General features: G+C 66.7%; 11 protein-coding genes. 8 read left to right on the top strand and 3 right to left on the bottom strand.

All coding sequences use genetic code 11. The annotated features are described in order from the left end of the window. Positions 1 to 50 precede the first annotated feature (50 nt). From FVW20_RS10210 to FVW20_RS10175, 8 genes are all read left to right on the top strand, one after another. Positions 51 to 1,544 carry an ABC transporter substrate-binding protein gene (locus FVW20_RS10210; protein ID WP_231039022.1) on the top strand — a complete coding sequence of 498 codons (1,494 nt, stop codon included), beginning with the start codon at positions 51 to 53 and terminating at the stop codon, positions 1,542 to 1,544. Further along, positions 1,541 to 3,613, top strand: coding sequence for an ATP-binding protein (locus tag FVW20_RS10205; RefSeq protein ID WP_196609361.1), 2,073 nt, complete (start codon positions 1,541 to 1,543; stop codon positions 3,611 to 3,613). Before FVW20_RS10210 ends, FVW20_RS10205 begins: the two co-directional genes overlap by 4 nt. Next, positions 3,594 to 4,337, top strand: a complete 744-nt coding sequence (locus tag FVW20_RS10200) for a response regulator (RefSeq protein ID WP_196609360.1) — start codon at positions 3,594 to 3,596, stop codon at positions 4,335 to 4,337. The genes FVW20_RS10205 and FVW20_RS10200 overlap by 20 nt, the downstream gene beginning before the upstream one ends. A gap of 258 nt (positions 4,338 to 4,595) precedes the next feature. Continuing rightward, positions 4,596 to 5,378 carry a LytR/AlgR family response regulator transcription factor gene (locus FVW20_RS10195; RefSeq protein WP_196609359.1) on the top strand — a complete coding sequence of 261 codons (783 nt, stop codon included), beginning with the start codon at positions 4,596 to 4,598 and terminating at the stop codon, positions 5,376 to 5,378. Positions 5,379 to 5,512: 134 nt separating this feature from the next. Continuing rightward, positions 5,513 to 7,312, top strand: a complete 1,800-nt coding sequence (locus FVW20_RS10190; protein ID WP_196609358.1) for a LytS/YhcK type 5TM receptor domain-containing protein — start codon at positions 5,513 to 5,515, stop codon at positions 7,310 to 7,312. Between the two features lie 168 nt (positions 7,313 to 7,480). Further along, complete coding sequence (locus tag FVW20_RS10185; RefSeq protein ID WP_196609357.1) at positions 7,481 to 8,884, top strand: carbon starvation CstA family protein; 1,404 nt, start codon at positions 7,481 to 7,483, stop codon at positions 8,882 to 8,884. A gap of 583 nt (positions 8,885 to 9,467) precedes the next feature. Next, entirely contained in the window at positions 9,468 to 11,279 is a 1,812-nt protein-coding gene (locus tag FVW20_RS10180) for a carbon starvation CstA family protein (RefSeq protein ID WP_196609356.1), read from the top strand. An 823-nt stretch (positions 11,280 to 12,102) separates the two neighbouring features. Then, on the top strand, positions 12,103 to 13,521 hold the full coding sequence (locus tag FVW20_RS10175) for a carbon starvation CstA family protein (protein WP_196609355.1): 1,419 nt from the start codon (positions 12,103 to 12,105) through the stop codon (positions 13,519 to 13,521). Between the two features lie 134 nt (positions 13,522 to 13,655). Here the strand turns inward: FVW20_RS10175 and moaA are convergent, their stop codons facing one another. From moaA to FVW20_RS10160, 3 genes are all read right to left on the bottom strand, one after another. After that, positions 13,656 to 14,741, bottom strand: a complete 1,086-nt coding sequence (moaA, locus tag FVW20_RS10170; protein WP_196609367.1) for a GTP 3',8-cyclase MoaA — start codon at positions 14,739 to 14,741, stop codon at positions 13,656 to 13,658. A 125-nt stretch (positions 14,742 to 14,866) separates the two neighbouring features. Next, positions 14,867 to 15,553 carry a molybdenum cofactor guanylyltransferase gene (mobA, locus tag FVW20_RS10165; RefSeq protein WP_196609353.1) on the bottom strand — a complete coding sequence of 229 codons (687 nt, stop codon included), beginning with the start codon at positions 15,551 to 15,553 and terminating at the stop codon, positions 14,867 to 14,869. A gap of 200 nt (positions 15,554 to 15,753) precedes the next feature. Continuing rightward, positions 15,754 to 16,414, bottom strand: a 661-nt coding sequence (locus FVW20_RS10160; protein ID WP_196609351.1) for a formate dehydrogenase accessory sulfurtransferase FdhD, incomplete at its 5' end; no start/stop codon positions are given.

The following is a 16,414-nucleotide window of genomic DNA, read 5'->3' as shown; positions in this document are numbered from 1 at the left end:
CGCCGCCGCGCGCCCCCCGCCGCTCCGCACGGTGCCGCCAACTGGCGCTGCTGCCCCGATTCCCCCAGTTTCACCAGCCCCCCCTGCTGCATCTGTTCACCCTGCTGCTTCTGCTGGCGCTCTCCCCCCTGCTGGCCGCCTGCAACGCCGACAGCCCCCGCAAGCAGGAAGACGCGGCAGCGCCGGGCGTCACGGACGACGCCATCCACCTTGCCTCGTCCCTGGCCCTGACAGGGCATGCCAGCTACCTTGGCGTGCAGACCCTGCGCGGTGCGCTGTCGTACATCCACCACGTCAACGACACCGGCGGGGTGCACGGGCGGCGCATCCTGCTCACCGCCGTGGACGACGGCTACGACCCGCCCCGCTGCCTGGCCAACACCCAGCGGTTTCTCATCGACGGCGACGTGTTCGCCCTGTTCAGCTACGTGGGCACGCCCACCACCATGCGAGTGCTGCCGCTGGTGGAAGAGGCGCGCATCCCGCTGGTGGGCATGTTCACCGGGGCCAACGGCCTGCGCGAACCGTTCAACCGCTACGTGTTCAACGTGCGCGCCTCGTACTATCAGGAAACCAAGGCCGCCGTGCGCCATCTGGTGCGCGACCTTGGGCTGACGCGCATAGCCGTGTTCTACCAGTACGACGCCTACGGCTTCGACGGGCTGACCGGCACGGAAATAGCCCTGCGCGAACTGGGCCTGGCCCCGGTGACACGCGGCTCGTACGTGCGCGGCACCACCAAGGTGGAGGAAGGGCTGCGCCGCATCCTGGCCGCCGATGCCCAGGCCGTGGTCATGGTGGGCACCTACGAGCCCTCGGCCCGGTTCATCCGCCTGGCGGAACAGGCGGGCCTGCGCGCGGTGTTCCACTGCCTGTCGTTCACCGGGGCGGAGGAACTGGCCCGGCTGCTGGGCAATGCGCCGGCGAACCCGGTGACCATGTCGCAGGTGGTGCCGCCCCCACGCGCCAAGGAAACCCCCGACCTCCTGGCCGCCGCCGCCGACTACGTGCAGTTGCTGCGCCGCTATTTTCCCGACGAGACGCCCAACACCATCGGCCTTGAAGGCTACGTCAACGCGCGCATCCTGGTGGAAGGGCTGCGCCGCGCAGGCCGCGACCTGACCCGCGAAGGCTTCGTGCAGGCCCTGGAATCGCTGCGCGACTACCCACTGGGCGGCAGCACCTACGTGTCCTTTTCGTCCGAGAGCAGGCAGGGCATGAACCAGGTGTACTTCACCCGGCTGCATGGCGGGCAGTTCGAACTGATCCGCGACTTCCGCGAGGTGCGTCCCCTGCCCGCGCCAGCCCCCGCGGCAGGACAGGATGCGCTGTCCGGGCCGCGAAGCGAATCCGGACCGGACACCGCGCCCTCGCCAGCCACCGCATGGGCGCCGCATTCCCCGTCAGCCCCGGCCCCCGAACGAACACCCGCGCCCACCGGGGCGGAACAGGACACCCGGCCCGGCGCCGAGCCGACGCCCTCCGTGCATTCCGCGTCTCCCGCATTATCCCCCACCCCCGGCAGCGCGGAGGCTCGGTCATGATCCTGCGCCGCTTCCAGCGCCTGGGGCTGCAACAGAAGTTCTTCATCACCATCCTGGTGGTGATCATGGCCATCAGCGGCACCATCGCCCTGCTGGCCCGGTGGATCCTGGTATCCGGCCTGACGGCGGAACTGGAACTGCGCGGCGCGGCCATTGCCCACAGCGTGGCGGCGCGCGGGGCGGGGTACATCCTGGACAACGACGAGGCGCAACTGGTGGGGCTGATCTTCGACGAGGCCCAACTGCGCGAACGGCACCAGTTCATCGCCTACATCTTCGTCACCGACCCGCAAGGTACCGTGCTGGCCCACACCTTCATCAAACCCTTCCCCGAATACCTGCGCATGGCCAACCCCCTGCCCGACGGCGCGGCCAAAAGCGTGGAACTGGTGGACGTGATGGGCATGTCGGCCTACGACATCGCCGTGCCGGTGAAGGAGGGGCTGTACCGCATCGGCGATGTGCACGTGGGCCTCAGCAAGGACCACATGGACAGCCTGGTGGGCAAGCTGCGGGTGACCTTCCTGGGGTTCATCACGGCAGTGGTGGTGATCACCTTCTTCATCAGCCACTACCTCGCCCGGTACATTACCGCGCCGGTCACGCGGCTGACGCGCATTTCGGACGATCTTTCGCGCGGCAACTTCAACACCGCCGTGGACCTCGACGTGCCCGACGCAGGCTGGGACATCCACGACTGCCCCGCCTACAGCGACACCGACCTGCCCTGCTGGCACTTTGACGAACAGCGCCGCGTGCGCCCCGCCCCCGACATCCACGAACCGGAAAAGCTGCACCGCTGCGTCACCTGCGTGTTCTACCGCAAGCGCGGCGGCGACGAGGTGATCCAACTGGCCGACTCGTTCCGCAACATGGTGTGGTCCATCCGGCTGTACCGCAAGCGGTTGCAGGAATCCGAAGGCAAGTACCGCTCGCTGTTCGACAGCGGGCCGGACCCCATCTTCGTGGTGGACTGCACCGACCTTTGCATTCTGGACGCCAACCCCCGTGCCGTGGAAATGTACGGGTACACCCGCGCGGAACTGAAGGGCCTGCCCCTTACCGCGCTGGGCGGCGACGCCGTGCGCGAATGCAGCGCCGTGTTCGACACCGTTTTCGATGGCGGCGATGCGGCGGGCGGCTGCCTGAACATCCCGAAGGCCATGCAGGTGCGCAAGGACGGCAGCGTGTTCCACGTCAACCTGCACGCCTGCCCCATCAGCTACCGCGGGCGGCCCGCCATCATCGTGTCCACCACCGACATCTCCGAAATGATGGACAAGGACGCCCAGATCATCCAGGCGGCCAAGATGAAGTCGCTGGGCGAAATGTCCGCGGGGGTGGCCCACGAACTGAACCAGCCGCTCAACGCCATCCGCATGGGCAGCGACTTCCTGTCGCTGGTCATCGAGCAGGGGCTGCCGGTGCCGCAGTCTCGCCTGCACGAGGTGGCGCGCGACATCTGCACCCAGGTGGACCGGGCCACGGAAATCATCAACACCCTGCGCTCGTTCGGTCGCAAGGCCGATACGGTCATCGAACCGCTGGACGTAAACCGGCCCACCCGCGCGGTGCTGCCGCTGGTGGAGCGCCAGTTCCTGCTCCAGAACGTGGAGGTGAAGCTGGACCTGGCAGAAGGCCTGCCACCGGTGCGCGCCCACGAGAACCGCTTGCAGCAGGTGTTCTTCAACCTGGTGACCAACGCCCGCGACGCCATCCTGGACCGCGCCCGCAAGGACGGCGGCCTGCGCGGAGTGATCACCATCGCCACCCGGGCCGAGGCCGACGGCAACGCCGTGGTGGCCACCGTGTCCGACAACGGCGCGGGCATACCGGAGGCGCTGCGCGAGCAGATATTCCAGCCATTCTTCACCACCAAGGTCACGGGCCAGGGCATGGGCCTTGGGCTGTCCATCGTGTACGGCATCGTGCGCGACTACGGCGGCGACATCCGCATCGAAAGCACGGAAGGCAAGGGCACCGCGTTCCACGTGCGCCTGCCCGCCCACCGCGATACCCCGCCGCACGGCGGCAAAAAGGACGACAGCCATGCGCATCCTGGTGATTGACGACGAGGTGCCCACCCTGAAGATGTTCGGCCTGCTGCTGGAAGCGCTGGGGCACGAGCCGCTGGCCGCGGAATCGGGCGAGGAGGGGCTGCTCCGCTTCGACCGCGAACGCCCCGACGTGGTGCTGACCGACATCAAGATGCCCGGCATCGACGGCATGGACGTGCTGCGCGCCCTGAAGGAAGCCGACCCGCGCAGCGAGGTCATCGTCATCACCGGTCATGGCGACACGGAACTGGCCATCGAGGCGCTGCACCTGGACGCCACCGACTTCATCAACAAGCCGGTGCGGCGCGAGGCGCTGGAACACGCCCTGGCCCGGGCAGCGGAACGCATTCGCCTGAAGCGCGCCAAGGAAGAGGAAATCCGCCTGGTGGCCGGGCCGGGGGTGGCGCAACCGGGCAACGCAGAGACGGACGCGACGCACGACGTCGCCGCCGTGGTGCGCATACGCGGCACGGTGAACAGCCTGGCGGAACCCGTGCTGCGCCACGTATTCGAAGAGGCGCTGCTGACCGGCGCGCCCACCGTGGTGCTGGACTTCGAGCCGTCCGTTTCGGTGAACGGCGCGGGCATCGCCGTACTGGCGGAACTGGTGCGCCACGCCCGCACCCTGGGCCGCGCGGTGCGCATCAGCGGGGTGTCGCCCAACCTTTCCACCGTGTTCGACGTGGTGGGCATTGCCCACAACGCCACGGTGCAGGTGGCGGCGATGGCGGAATAGCAAAGCCCCGCAGCCGCCACAGCGGGATATTTGCCGCGCGGGCCGCCCTGGCTCGCGCGGCCTGTTTCCAGGCCCTTCCCGCCCCTCTGGACAGCCCCCCTGCCCGGCGCTAGATAGGCGCAAGGGGCCACCGTCGGCGCGCCGCGCGCACCGGCGGGAATCGGCGTTGCGCAGGGCCTGCCTGATGCAGCCAGCACCCCCCGCACGCCCCAGTGGCCCTCTTTCCGGAACGGTCCGCCCCCCACAGAAAGGTTCGCCATGACCATCCGCGCCCTCATCGTCGATGACGAACGCCCCGCCAGGGACGAACTGGCCTACCTGCTCTCGGCCTATCCGGACGTGGAGACCGCCGAGGCGGCATCGGCCAGCGAGGCGTTGCGCAAGCTGGCGGACGAGAAGTTCGACCTCGTTTTCCAGGACATCCAGATGCCGGGGCACGACGGCTTCCACGTGCAGCGCGAGGCGCAGGCCCAGGCCCCGCCGGGCGAGGCCGGGCCGCTGTTCGTCTTCGTCACCGCCTTCGACGAGCACGCCATCCGCGCCTTCGAGGAAAACGCCCTCGACTATCTGCTGAAGCCCGTGGTCCCGGCCCGGCTGGCCCGCTGCCTGGACCGGGCGCGCAGCCGCCTGGCCGCCGACGGAACCCGCCCCCTGCAGAACGCCGTGGCCACCCTGCTGGGCGCTCTGGGGCAGTCCAGGCCGGTGGAGCGCCTGGCCATCGAGCACGGGGGGCGCATCAGCCTCATCCCCACGCGCGACGTGGTGATGATAGAGGCCGAAGAAAAGCGCATCGTGGCCGTCACCGACGAGGGACGCCTGCCTTGCCACAACATGAACACCCTGGCCCGGGCGGAAGAACGCCTGGCCGGGTTGCCGTTCTTTCGGGTAAACCGCGCCGTGCTGGTGAACCTGGAGCGCATTGCCGAATTTTCGCCGTGGATCAACGGCAAGTACCACCTGGTCATGAACGACCCGGACCGCACCGAGGTCACCGTCAGCCGCAACCGGGCGCGCGACTTTCGCGCCCGGCTGGGCGTCTAGGGCTTTGCAGCGGTAAAGACGCCGCACTGCGCGCAAGGTTTTGCCTGAAAACCTTGCCCCGCAACCGCCGCGAGCGGGCCATGCCCGCCGTGCAACGACGGGTGCACGCGCAACATGTTCCAGGAGGGGGCCGCATGGACCCAATACTTTCCCCGCACGTTCCCGAACTGTTCATCACCCTGACCCAGCGCTTCGGCCTGCTGCTGGCCGGGGGCTTCGCCATCATGACCTTTGCCCCGCTGGACAAGGTGGGGCCAGGGCGCTCGCGCCCGTTGTGGGCCACGGCCCTGCTGGTGGTCATGTTCGGGCTGTTCGGCATTCTCGGCACCTACACCGGCAACTTCGTGTTCCAGTCCTTCGCCAACCTGCGGGCCATGGGCGTGATCACCGCCGGGCTGTTCGGCGGGCCGGTGGTGGGCGCGGGGGCGGGCATCATTGCCGCCAGTCATCGCTACCTCATCGACGTGGGCGGGTTCAGCGCGCTGCCGTGCGGCCTTGCCACCCTGAGCGAAGGGGTGCTGGCGGGGCTTGTGGCATGGCGCTTTCCGGAACGGCGGCTGGACTGGGCCACGGCCCTGGCCCTGGGGCTGATCGGCGAAACCTACCACATGGGCCTCGTGCTGTGGCTGGCCGAACCCTTTACCGAGGCCGTGGAACTGGTGCGGGTGATCAGCCTGCCCATGATCCTCATCAACGCCATGGGCGCGGCGCTGTTCGTGCAGGCCCTGCGCCTGCAGCTGCACTTCCGCGACCTGCGCGATTCCACCCAGGCCCGGCAGATCCTGTCCATCGCCAACCAGACGCTGATCCACCTGCGTTCGGGGCTTACGCGCACCTCGGCCCAGGCCACGGCGGAAATCATCCTTGCCGAAACTCACGTGGCCGCCGTGGCCCTGACCGGCGGAGACATGGTGCTGGCGCACGAGGGGGCCGGGGCCGACCATCACCTGGCCGGGTTCCACGTGCGCACCATGGCCACCCGCAGGGTGGCGGAAACGGGCGAACCGCTGTTCGTGCGCGACCGCGATTCCATCGGCTGCCGCCAGCCCGGCTGCCCGCTGACCGACGCCATCATCGTGCCGCTGCGCAAGGGCGGCCAGATTCTGGGGTGCCTGAAGCTGTACGGAACCAAGAACCGCCCGCTGGACCAGACCCGCTTCGAACTGGCCAAGGGCTTGGCCGACCTGTTCTCCACCCAGATCGAACTGGAAGAGATCGGCATCAAGAACCAGCTCATCGCCCGCGCCGAAATCCGGCGCCTGCAGGCCCAGATCAACCCGCACTTCCTGTTCAACTCGCTGAACACGGTGGCCTCGTTCTGCCGCACCGCGCCCGGCCAGGCCCGCGACCTGATCCTGGACCTTGCCCGGTACATGCGCCGCAACCTCGATTCCAGCCGGGGGGCCATCCGCCTGTCCGAGGAACTGGAACAGGTACGCTCGTACCTGGTCATCGAGCAGGCCCGCTTCGGCGACCGCATCCGCGCCGACATCGACCTGGCCCCCGGCACCGCCGACTGGCTGATACCCCCGCTGCTCATCCAGCCGCTGGTGGAAAACAGCGTGCGCCACGGCATTCTGGCCCGCGAGGAAGGCGGGTTGGTGCGCCTTTCGGCCCATGCCGACGGCGACCACCTGCTGGTTGCCGTGGAGGACGACGGCGCGGGCATGGACGACGACACCCGCTACGCCATCCTGGCCCCGGACGCCAGCGACCTTTCGCTCCACATGCCCCCCGGCGTCCAGCCAGCCCCGCACGCCGGCCAGACCCGCGTCAACACCGTGGGCGAAAGCCTGCGCGACGGCATCGGCGCGCGCAACTGCAACCAGCGGCTGATGCAGATGTACGGCCCCTCGTACGCCATGCGCATAGACAGCGAGCCCGGCAGGGGCACGCGCATCTCGTTCCGCATTCCGCGCCAGCAGTTGCAATAGCGCCGGGCGGGACGCCCCATTGCGCGAGAAACCCCGTCGCACAGGCCGCGTTGCCATGCGCGGCGGTTGCGGGTATTTTCCCCCCGCGCCGGTCGCCATGCCGCCAGCCCTGACGCCTGTCATGCCATCCGCCATGGCGACCCCGCCATCACTCCCCAAGGAGCACCCATGCCGCCCGGGGCATACCTTGCCATAAGCCTTGCCGCGCTTGTCTGCGGCTACCTTCTCTACGGTCGTCTGATGGCGCGCCTGATGCGCCCGGACAACGCCCGGCCCACCCCCGCCTGCACCATGGCCGACGGAGTGGACTACGTGAAGATGCCCGCCAAGAGCGTCTTTCTCATCCAGTTGCTGAACATCGCGGGCATCGGGCCGGTGTACGGACCCATCCTTGGCGCCCTGTACGGCCCGTGGGCGCTGGTATGGATCGTGCTCGGGTCCATTTTCGCCGGAGGTGTGCACGACTATTTTTCGGGCATGCTTTCGGTGCGGCGGGGCGGCCTTTCGCTGCCGGACGTGGTGGGCGACCATCTGGGGTCCCCCATGCGCCGCTTCATGCAGGCCTTCTCGCTGGTGGTGGTGGTGCTTGTGGGTGTGGTGTTCGTCACCGGCCCGGCGCGCCTGCTGTCGGACATGACCACCATACCGGCAATGACCTGGGTGGTGGCGATCTTCGCCTACTACTTCCTGGCCACCATCCTGCCCATCGACATGGTCATCGGGCGGATCTACCCCATCTTCGCGGGCTCGCTGCTGGTCATGGCCGTGGGTCTTACCGCCGCGCTGTTCGTGGAAGGGCACGCCACCGGCGCCCCCCTGGCATGGACCGCGCCCCCCGCAGACCTGCCCATGTGGCCGCTGTTGTTCATCACCATAGCCTGCGGAGCCATTTCCGGCTTTCACGCCACCCAGTCGCCCCTGATGGCCCGCTGCCTGCCCGACGAACGCAGCGGGCTGCCCGTGTTCTACGGGGCCATGATTGCCGAAGGCGCGCTGGCGCTGATCTGGGCCACCCTGGGCATGGCCCTGTACCCCGACCCCGCGACGCTGCAAGCCGCCATCGCCGCGGGGGGACCGGGCAAGGTGGTCAACGACGTATCCATGGAACTGATGGGCCCGGTGGGCGGCATCCTGGCCATCCTCGGGGTCATCGTGTTGCCCATCACCTCCGGCGACACGGCCTTCCGCTCCGCCCGCCTGACCATCGCCGACGTGCTCGGCATAGCGCAAAAAGAACGGCGCCGCCGCCTGCTGATCGCGGTGCCGCTGTTCGCGCTGGGGGCAACCCTGTCACAGGTCAACTTCGAGGTGATCTGGCGCTACTTCGGCTGGGCCAACCAGGTGCTGGCAACCCTGGTGCTGTGGACCGTCGCGGCCTTTCTGGTGCGGGGGGGCAGGGTTCACTGGCCAGCCAGCCTGCCCGCCTGCTTCATGACCGCCGTATGCGCCACCTACATCTGCCATGCCCGCATCGGCCTGAACCTGCCGCTGAACGTCTCTTCGTGGATGGGGTGGGGCGGCGCCGTGCTGGCGCTGGCCGTGTTCCTGTCCCGCTGCCGCCGCAAGGCCTGAATTTCCCCTGTCCTGCACGCCAGTCGCGCCAAATCCGCCAGACGCGCCAGTCGCGTCTGGCGGATTTGGCGTGTAACGGGCGCACGGCTGTGCCTGGCGCGCCTGACACGCCCGACGTGCCGGAAGCGCACGAACGCAACGCCATGAACACGGCGCCCGGTTCCTCCGGCGCCCTTCGGATGCAACGCGCCCCCCTCGCCTCGCACATCGTCTCCTTGTCCTGCCTGCCCGCAAGGCGGACACGTTTGTTCACGCCTGCCCCTGCCCCTGCTCCACCCAGGCGAAGCCACGCCTTCTCAGAATAATTGTTATTTTTATCAAGTTATTATCCTACACTTTAGGCAGTACGCATGCTGAAGGCACGCATATTTTCATGCCGAAGAAAACTGCTCACCGCTCCCCCAAGCATTTCGGGGCTGCTTTCCTGCATTCCACACGTGAAAAAGTGCACATCGCAACAAGGTGCATTGCCATGAAGCGTGTTTTCCTCCGATTATCCGCCCAAGAGCTGGAAACAGCACTCAGGGCATCCGCCAGTTTTCCATGAACACTGGCAAACCGACAGCATCAACGGAGGAACACGATGAACGCTTTGACGCTTGTCTTCGCTGCACTATGCGTCTTCGCCATCGCCTATCGCTTCTACGGGCTTTTCCTGACCCGCACGGTTCTGGGGGTAAAACCCGGCAGACCGACCCCGGCGATACGCATGGCCGACGGACACGATTACGTGGAAACCAACAAGTACGTGCTCTTCGGGCACCATTTTGCCGCCATCGCGGCGGCAGGCCCGTTGCTTGGCCCGGTGCTGGCGGCGCAGTTCGGCTACCTGCCGGGCACCCTGTGGATTCTCGTCGGCTGCGTGGTGGCGGGAGCGGTGCATGACACCGTGGTGCTGTTCGCCTCGGTGCGCCACAAGGGTCAGAGCCTCGCCTACATCGCCTCCAAGGAAATCGACAAGTTCACCGGCTCGGTGGCCTCGTTCGCGGTGCTGTTCATCCTCATCCTGACGCTGGCGGGCCTGTCCATCGCCGTGGTCAACGCCATGCACGACAGCGCCTGGGGCACCTTCACCGTGTTCGCCACCATTCCCATCGCGCTGCTGATGGGCGTGTACCTGCACGTGTGGCGCGACGGCGACGTGAAGGGCGCCTCCATCATCGGCGTGGTGCTGCTGGCCCTGGCCATCCTGGCCGGCCCGTACGTGGTGGAACATCCGGTGCTGTCCTCGTGGTTCAACATGTCGCGCCACACCATCGCGCTGTCCATCCCGGTGTACGGCTTCGCCGCGTCGGTACTGCCGGTGTGGCTGCTGCTGTGCCCGCGCGACTACCTGTCCACCTACCTGAAGATCGGCACCATCGCGGCGTTGGCCGTGGGCATCTTCTGGGTGCATCCCACCCTGCAGATGGAAGCCATCACCCCGTTCGTGAACGGCGGCGGCCCCATCATCCCCGGTGCGGTGTTCCCGTTCCTGTTCATCACCATCGCCTGCGGCGCGCTGTCCGGTTTCCACGCCATCATCGCCACCGGCACCACCCCCAAGATGATCGGCAACGAACGCGACCTGCTGTTCGTGGGCTACGGCGCCATGCTCACCGAAGGCTTCGTGGCCATCATGGCCCTGATCGCCGCCTGCGTGCTGGTGCCCGCCGACTACTTCGCCATCAACTCCGCCCCGGCCGTATACGCCAAGCTGGGCATGACCCCCGTGGACCTGCCGCACCTGGCCCAGGCCGTGGGCGAAAACATCCAGGGCCGTCCCGGCGGCGCGGTTTCGCTGGCCGTGGGCATGGCGCACATCTTCTCGTCCATCCCGTTCATGGAACACCTGATGTCGTACTGGTACCACTTCGCCATCATGTTCGAAGCGGTGTTCATCCTCACCGCCGTGGACACCGGCACCCGCGTGGGCCGCTTCTTCCTGCAGGAAATGATCGGCACGGTGGTTCCCAAGTTCGCCGAAAAGCGCTGGATGCCCGGCATCCTGATCACCAGCGCGCTGTTCACCGCGTCGTGGGGCTACCTAGTGTACACCGGCGACATCTCGACCATCTGGCCCCTGTTCGGCATGTCCAACCAGTTGCTGGCCGCCGTGGGGCTTCTGATCGGCACCACCATGATCATCCGCATGAACAAGGCCAAGTACGCGTGGATGACCGCCATCCCCGGCCTGTCCATGGTGGCCATCACTTTCTGGGCCGGGTACCTGAACGTGATGAACAACTACCTGCCCAAGGGGCTGTACCTGCTCTCCTCGCTGGCCATCATCGTCATGTGCCTGATGGCGGTGGTCATCGTGGGCACGGTGAAGCGCTGGATGCAACTGCTGGCCATCCAGAAGACCGTCACCGACGAGGACGGCGAGGCAGTCCTGCAGGTAGTCACCGAATAGCAGACGGACAAACCGCACGAGGGGGCGGCGCCCCGCCCTCTCCCGCATTACCCTTCCGCCGCCCGGCATGTTGCCGGGCGGCGCCCTTATTTACGGCTGGCATGCGCAACACGCTCCTGATGTCGCCTGCATGCGTCCATTCCGACAAACACCCGCGCCCCGCCTGCACATGCAGACGGGGCGCTTCGCGTTGGCGCAGCCAGAAGGCGGAGGAAACAAGAAAAAGACAATAATATTGATCGGGGCAGGGCAGATGCGAAAAAGACATGGTCCGGTCCGCGCACCCCCCAGCCGCCCAGCCCCCCCCCATCAGCCCTGTTTGCCCTTCTGTCCCGAATCACCACCTCGCGCTGCCTACCTTCACCCGCCCGGCGCCCGTCTGGCATCCACCTGACACCCACCCGGCATCCATCCGGACCGTAAAAAATACCGTTCAGAAACGAAAAACGACAAATCAAAGAAGTTCGGTTGAAAAACAAAACCGCAGCACACTAAATACGCACACAAAAGCAACACAAAACACGTCATGTGCAATCACCACCTACACATGCATGTCCATATTTCCATATTCCATGCCGCACCTTACAAAACATACACCATCACACTATGGCTCGCACACTGTTCACAACATAAATACATCATTAAACATTGATCACACACAAAACAATAAATGAACAAGAAATCCACACACAAAACAAAAAACAAGCACGCAAACAAGCATGCTCACATAAAAAACAAAACATAAAATTACATAAAATCAGCAACAGACAACGCGCAGCTAATGCAATATTACGGCATAGCAGCGCAAATAAAGGAGGAGATCATGCCATCAGTAATGTACTTCATCATAAGCGTCGCCTCGCTTATCATCGGGTACATGGTGTACAGCCGTGTAGTCGAGCGGTTCTTTGGGGCCGATAACTGCAAGGCTACCCCGGCTTGCACCATGGCTGACGGGGTTGACTACGTAAAAATGTCACCCAGAAAGATATTTCTCATCCAGTTGCTGAACATAGCAGGCCTTGGCCCGGTGTTCGGTCCCATTCTGGGCGCGTTGTACGGCCCATGGGCACTGGTGTGGATCGTGCTCGGCTCCATCTTTGCCGGGGGCGTGCACGACTATTTTTCGGGCATGCTCTCGGTACGCTACGCGGGCAAATCCGTTCCCGACGTGGTGGGCTACAACCTCGGCAACGGCTTCAAGCAGTTCATGCGCTTCTTTTCGGTGGTGCTGCTGCTGCTGGTGGGCGTGGTCTTCGTCACCGGTCCGGCGGCGCTGCTGGCCAGCATGACCGACTGGACCCTGCTGGTGTGGGTGGTGATCATTTTCGCCTACTACTTCCTGGCCACCATCCTGCCGGTGGACAAGATCATCGGGCGCATCTACCCGCTCTTCGCCGTGATCCTGCTGATCATGGCCGGGGGCCTCACCGCCATGCTGTTCATCAAGGGCTTCGACTTCTACCCTGCCGCGCAGTGGACCAACCAGCACCCCAAGGGCCTGCCCCTGTGGCCGCTGATGTTCATCACCATCGCCTGCGGCGCCATCTCGGGCTTTCATGCCACCCAGTCGCCCATGATGGCCCGTTGCGTGCCCGATGAAAACTGCGGACGCCCCATCTTCTACGGCGCCATGATCGCCGAGGGCGTCATCGCCCTGATCTGGGCCACCCTTGGCATGACCTTCTACGACACCCCCGACGCGCTCAACGCCACCCTGGCCGCCGGCGGCCCCGGCAAGGTGGTCAAGGACGTTTCCATCGCGCTGATGGGCCCCGTTGGCGGCATCCTGGCCATCCTCGGCGTGGTGGTGCTGCCCATCACTTCGGGTGACACGGCCTTCCGTTCCGCCCGCCTGACCATCGCCGACTTCCTGAACTACTCGCAGGTCGAGAACATGAAGCGCCTGATAATCGCGGTGCCGCTGTTCGTGGTGGGCGCCTTCCTGTCGCAGATGAACTTCGACATCATCTGGCGCTACTTCGGCTGGGCCAACCAGACCCTGGCCACCATCGTGCTGTGGGCGGCCGCCGCCTACCTGGTGCGGCGCGGCATGTTCCACTGGATTGCCAGCGTGCCCGCCACCTTCATGACCTCGGTGTGCACCACCTACCTGTGCTACGCAAAGATCGGCCTGGGCATGCCGCTGGATGTATCCACCTGGATCGGCATTGCCGCCGCCGGGGGATCGCTGATCCTGTTCCTGGCCAAGCGCAAGTCCTTCGAGGCATCACCGGCGTAATCCAACCCGTTGTTGCAACCGGAAAATGCGAAGGCGGGGTCCACCGGACCCCGCCTTTTCGTTGCATGCACTGTCTGTTGCGTCTTGCCCCGTCCGGAACCTGCCGGACGGAGGATGGAAAAATGGCGCTCCGCCTACCCGCCGATGGCGCTCATGCGCCGATTGGCCACGGCGGTGCCGCCCTCGCACGGGGCGTTGGGCAGTTCCTGCCCCGCCCCCCGCAATTCGGCCAGCTGCCCCGCGCGCACCCTGGCCAGCAACTGGTAGCCCAGGGGCTTGCGGCGGTTGGCCAGACGCAGCACCTTGCGCACCGCGTCCATACCCAGCTTCGGGTGGCGCAACAACGGTCGCAGCCGGTATTCGCGGTCGGAGAACAGGCAGGTGCGCAGCCGCCCGTCGGGGGTTACGCGCAGGCGGTTGCAGTCGCCGCAAAAGTGGTCGGACAGGGGCGTGATGAGGCCGAAGCGGCCCAGCCCCCCGGCAATGCCCCACAGCTTGGCCGGGCCCTTGCGTCGTTCTCCGGGGGCCAGGGGGACGAGTTCCGCCAGCCGCTCCGCCGCCGACAGGATGTCCGGCGCGCCCCAGAACTGATCTTCGGTCCAACTGGTGCCGCCGCCCATGGGCATGAATTCGATGAACCGCACGTCAACAGGATGGCGACGCGCAAAGTCGAGGAAGGCGGGCAGCTCGTCGTCGTTGACGCCCTTCAGGGCCACGGCGTTGATCTTCACGGCCAGGCCCGCGTCCAGCGCGGCGTGAATGCCGTCCAGCACCTGGGGCAGCATGTCGCGCCCGGTGGTGGCCGCAAAGCGGTCGCGCCGGAAGGTATCCAGCGAGATGTTCACCGTGCTCACGCCAAGGCCGCGCAGTGCGGCGGCGTGCGGGGCCAGCAGGGTGCCGTTGGTGGTGATGCGGATGTCCAGCGCCGGATGGCGCTGGTGCAGCATGTCCAGAAAACCGGTCAGCCCCTTGCGCACGAAGGGCTCGCCCCCGGTCAGGCGCACCTTTTCCACGCCCTCTTCCACGGCCACGTCCACGATGCGCGCCATTTCCTCGTAGCGCAGCACGTCGTCGTGGGGGATGAAACGCATTTCCGAGCAGCCCCAGCAGTACGAGCAGCGCAGGTTGCAGCGGTCGGTGACGGACAGGCGCAGGTAGCGCACCTTGCGACCGTGGGTGTCGGTCAGGGTGGCCCTGTCGGGCGCGGTGTCCGCAGCCATGCCGGGCACCGCACGGGGTCCGGCATCCCTTTCGGGGACGGCTCCATCTCTGGCAAGGGCGACGGTTCTGGTCATGGTGTTTCCGCGAAGCCGATGCGGGGGCTTCTGCCCGTGCGGCGCGCCTGCTACAACGCGCCGATGATCCGCCGGGCCATTTCGAGGTCGGCGGGGTAGTTGATGTTGAAGAACGGCAGGGCTTCGCGCACAGTGTAGGGAATGTGCTCGCGCAGGTCCGGCGGCACCACCCGGCTCAGCTTGCGTTCTCCGTCCTCCAGCGCCTGCCGGAACAGCGGCAGGGCCTCGAACTCGTACACGGCCACCAGCGATTCGATGAAGCCGGTCTCCACCTGCCGGAAGGTGGTCATCACCGTGCCCGGCCTGCGCGCGGCCCGCTGGGCCAGCAGCCGTTCCAGCACGGCGCGCTCCATGAACGGCAGGTCGCACGACAGCACCAGCACCGGCCCCTGCGCCACCCGCAGGGCGGTGATCACCCCGCCGAACGGCCCCATGCCCTCCACCTCGTCGTTCAGACGGTAGTAGGGGCCGTCAACGCCCGTTTCGGACACCGGGCAGGGGCGGTTGCCCCGGCAGGATATCCAGACCTCGCCGGTGACCGAATGCAGCAGCGCCGCCGTGCGGGCCAGCATGCCCGGAGCGGAATCGCCGTGCAGATGCAGGCGGGTCTTGTCCTGCCCCAGCCGGGTGGACAGCCCGCCCGCCAGCACCACGCCGACGATGCCGTGCGCGTCATTGCAGGCGGCGGCGTCATTGCAGACGGTGGCGTCGGGCCGGACTGGGGCGTCCTCACGCATTGGGGAATCCCCACGGATTGGGGAATCCTCACGGACTGGGAAATCCTCACGGATCGGAGAATCCCCACGGACCGTCGCGGCGTCACGAACCGGCAAGCCTTCCGGCGCGGGGGCCACGGTCACGGCGGCACCAGCGTCGCGGGCATCCTCGCCCCCCTCGTCCGGCATGTCCGCCGCGTGTTCCGTGCCCCAGCGGCGGTTCATTCCAGTACCCTGCCCCCGGCATCGGCAAACACGGTAAAGCGTTCCTCGCGGTCACGCGCAAAGCCCACCAGGGTCACGCCCTGTTCCGTGGCCATGTCCACCGAGGCGGTGGTCACCGCGGAACGGCTGACGACGAACGAAAAGCCCGCCCGGCGCGCCTTGGCGAACAGGCTGGCCGTCACCCGCGCGGAAACCAGCAGCAGCCGGGGGGCCAGGTCCACCCCTTCGCGCGCGGCCCATCCGGCCAGGCGGTCGATGCAGTTGTGGCGGCCAATGTCCTCGGCCCGGCGCAGCAGGCGGCCCTGCACGGGGTCGTACACGCCCGCGCGGTGAAAGCAGCCGGTGCCGTCCCACAGCCCTTCCTCGCCCATGAAGGCGCGCATGGCGTCCAGCAGGACGGCGGCCCGCATGGGCGCGGGAGGTTGCGGAACGCCCACGCCCGGTGCGGCGCGCAGGCTCACGGCAAAGGCAAGGCTGTCGCCATCTCCTGCGCCCCGGCTCATATCGGTCACCGTGCCCGCGTGGCGCATGCCCCATGCCCCCGGCTCCTGCCCGGTCACGGCGGGGTGCACCCGATCCAGCAGCACGTGGCCAAGAACCAGGTCGGCCAGGCCGTGCGGCCAGGCCCACAGCCGGGTGGACCCGGCGGCGATGCCC

The organism is Nitratidesulfovibrio oxamicus, from assembly GCF_015731765.1.
GTDB classification, from domain to species: Bacteria; Desulfobacterota; Desulfovibrionia; order Desulfovibrionales; family Desulfovibrionaceae; genus Cupidesulfovibrio; species Cupidesulfovibrio oxamicus.
The sequence above is the reverse complement of the archived record's forward strand: the minus strand, read 5'-3'. Positions and strand labels throughout refer to the sequence as shown.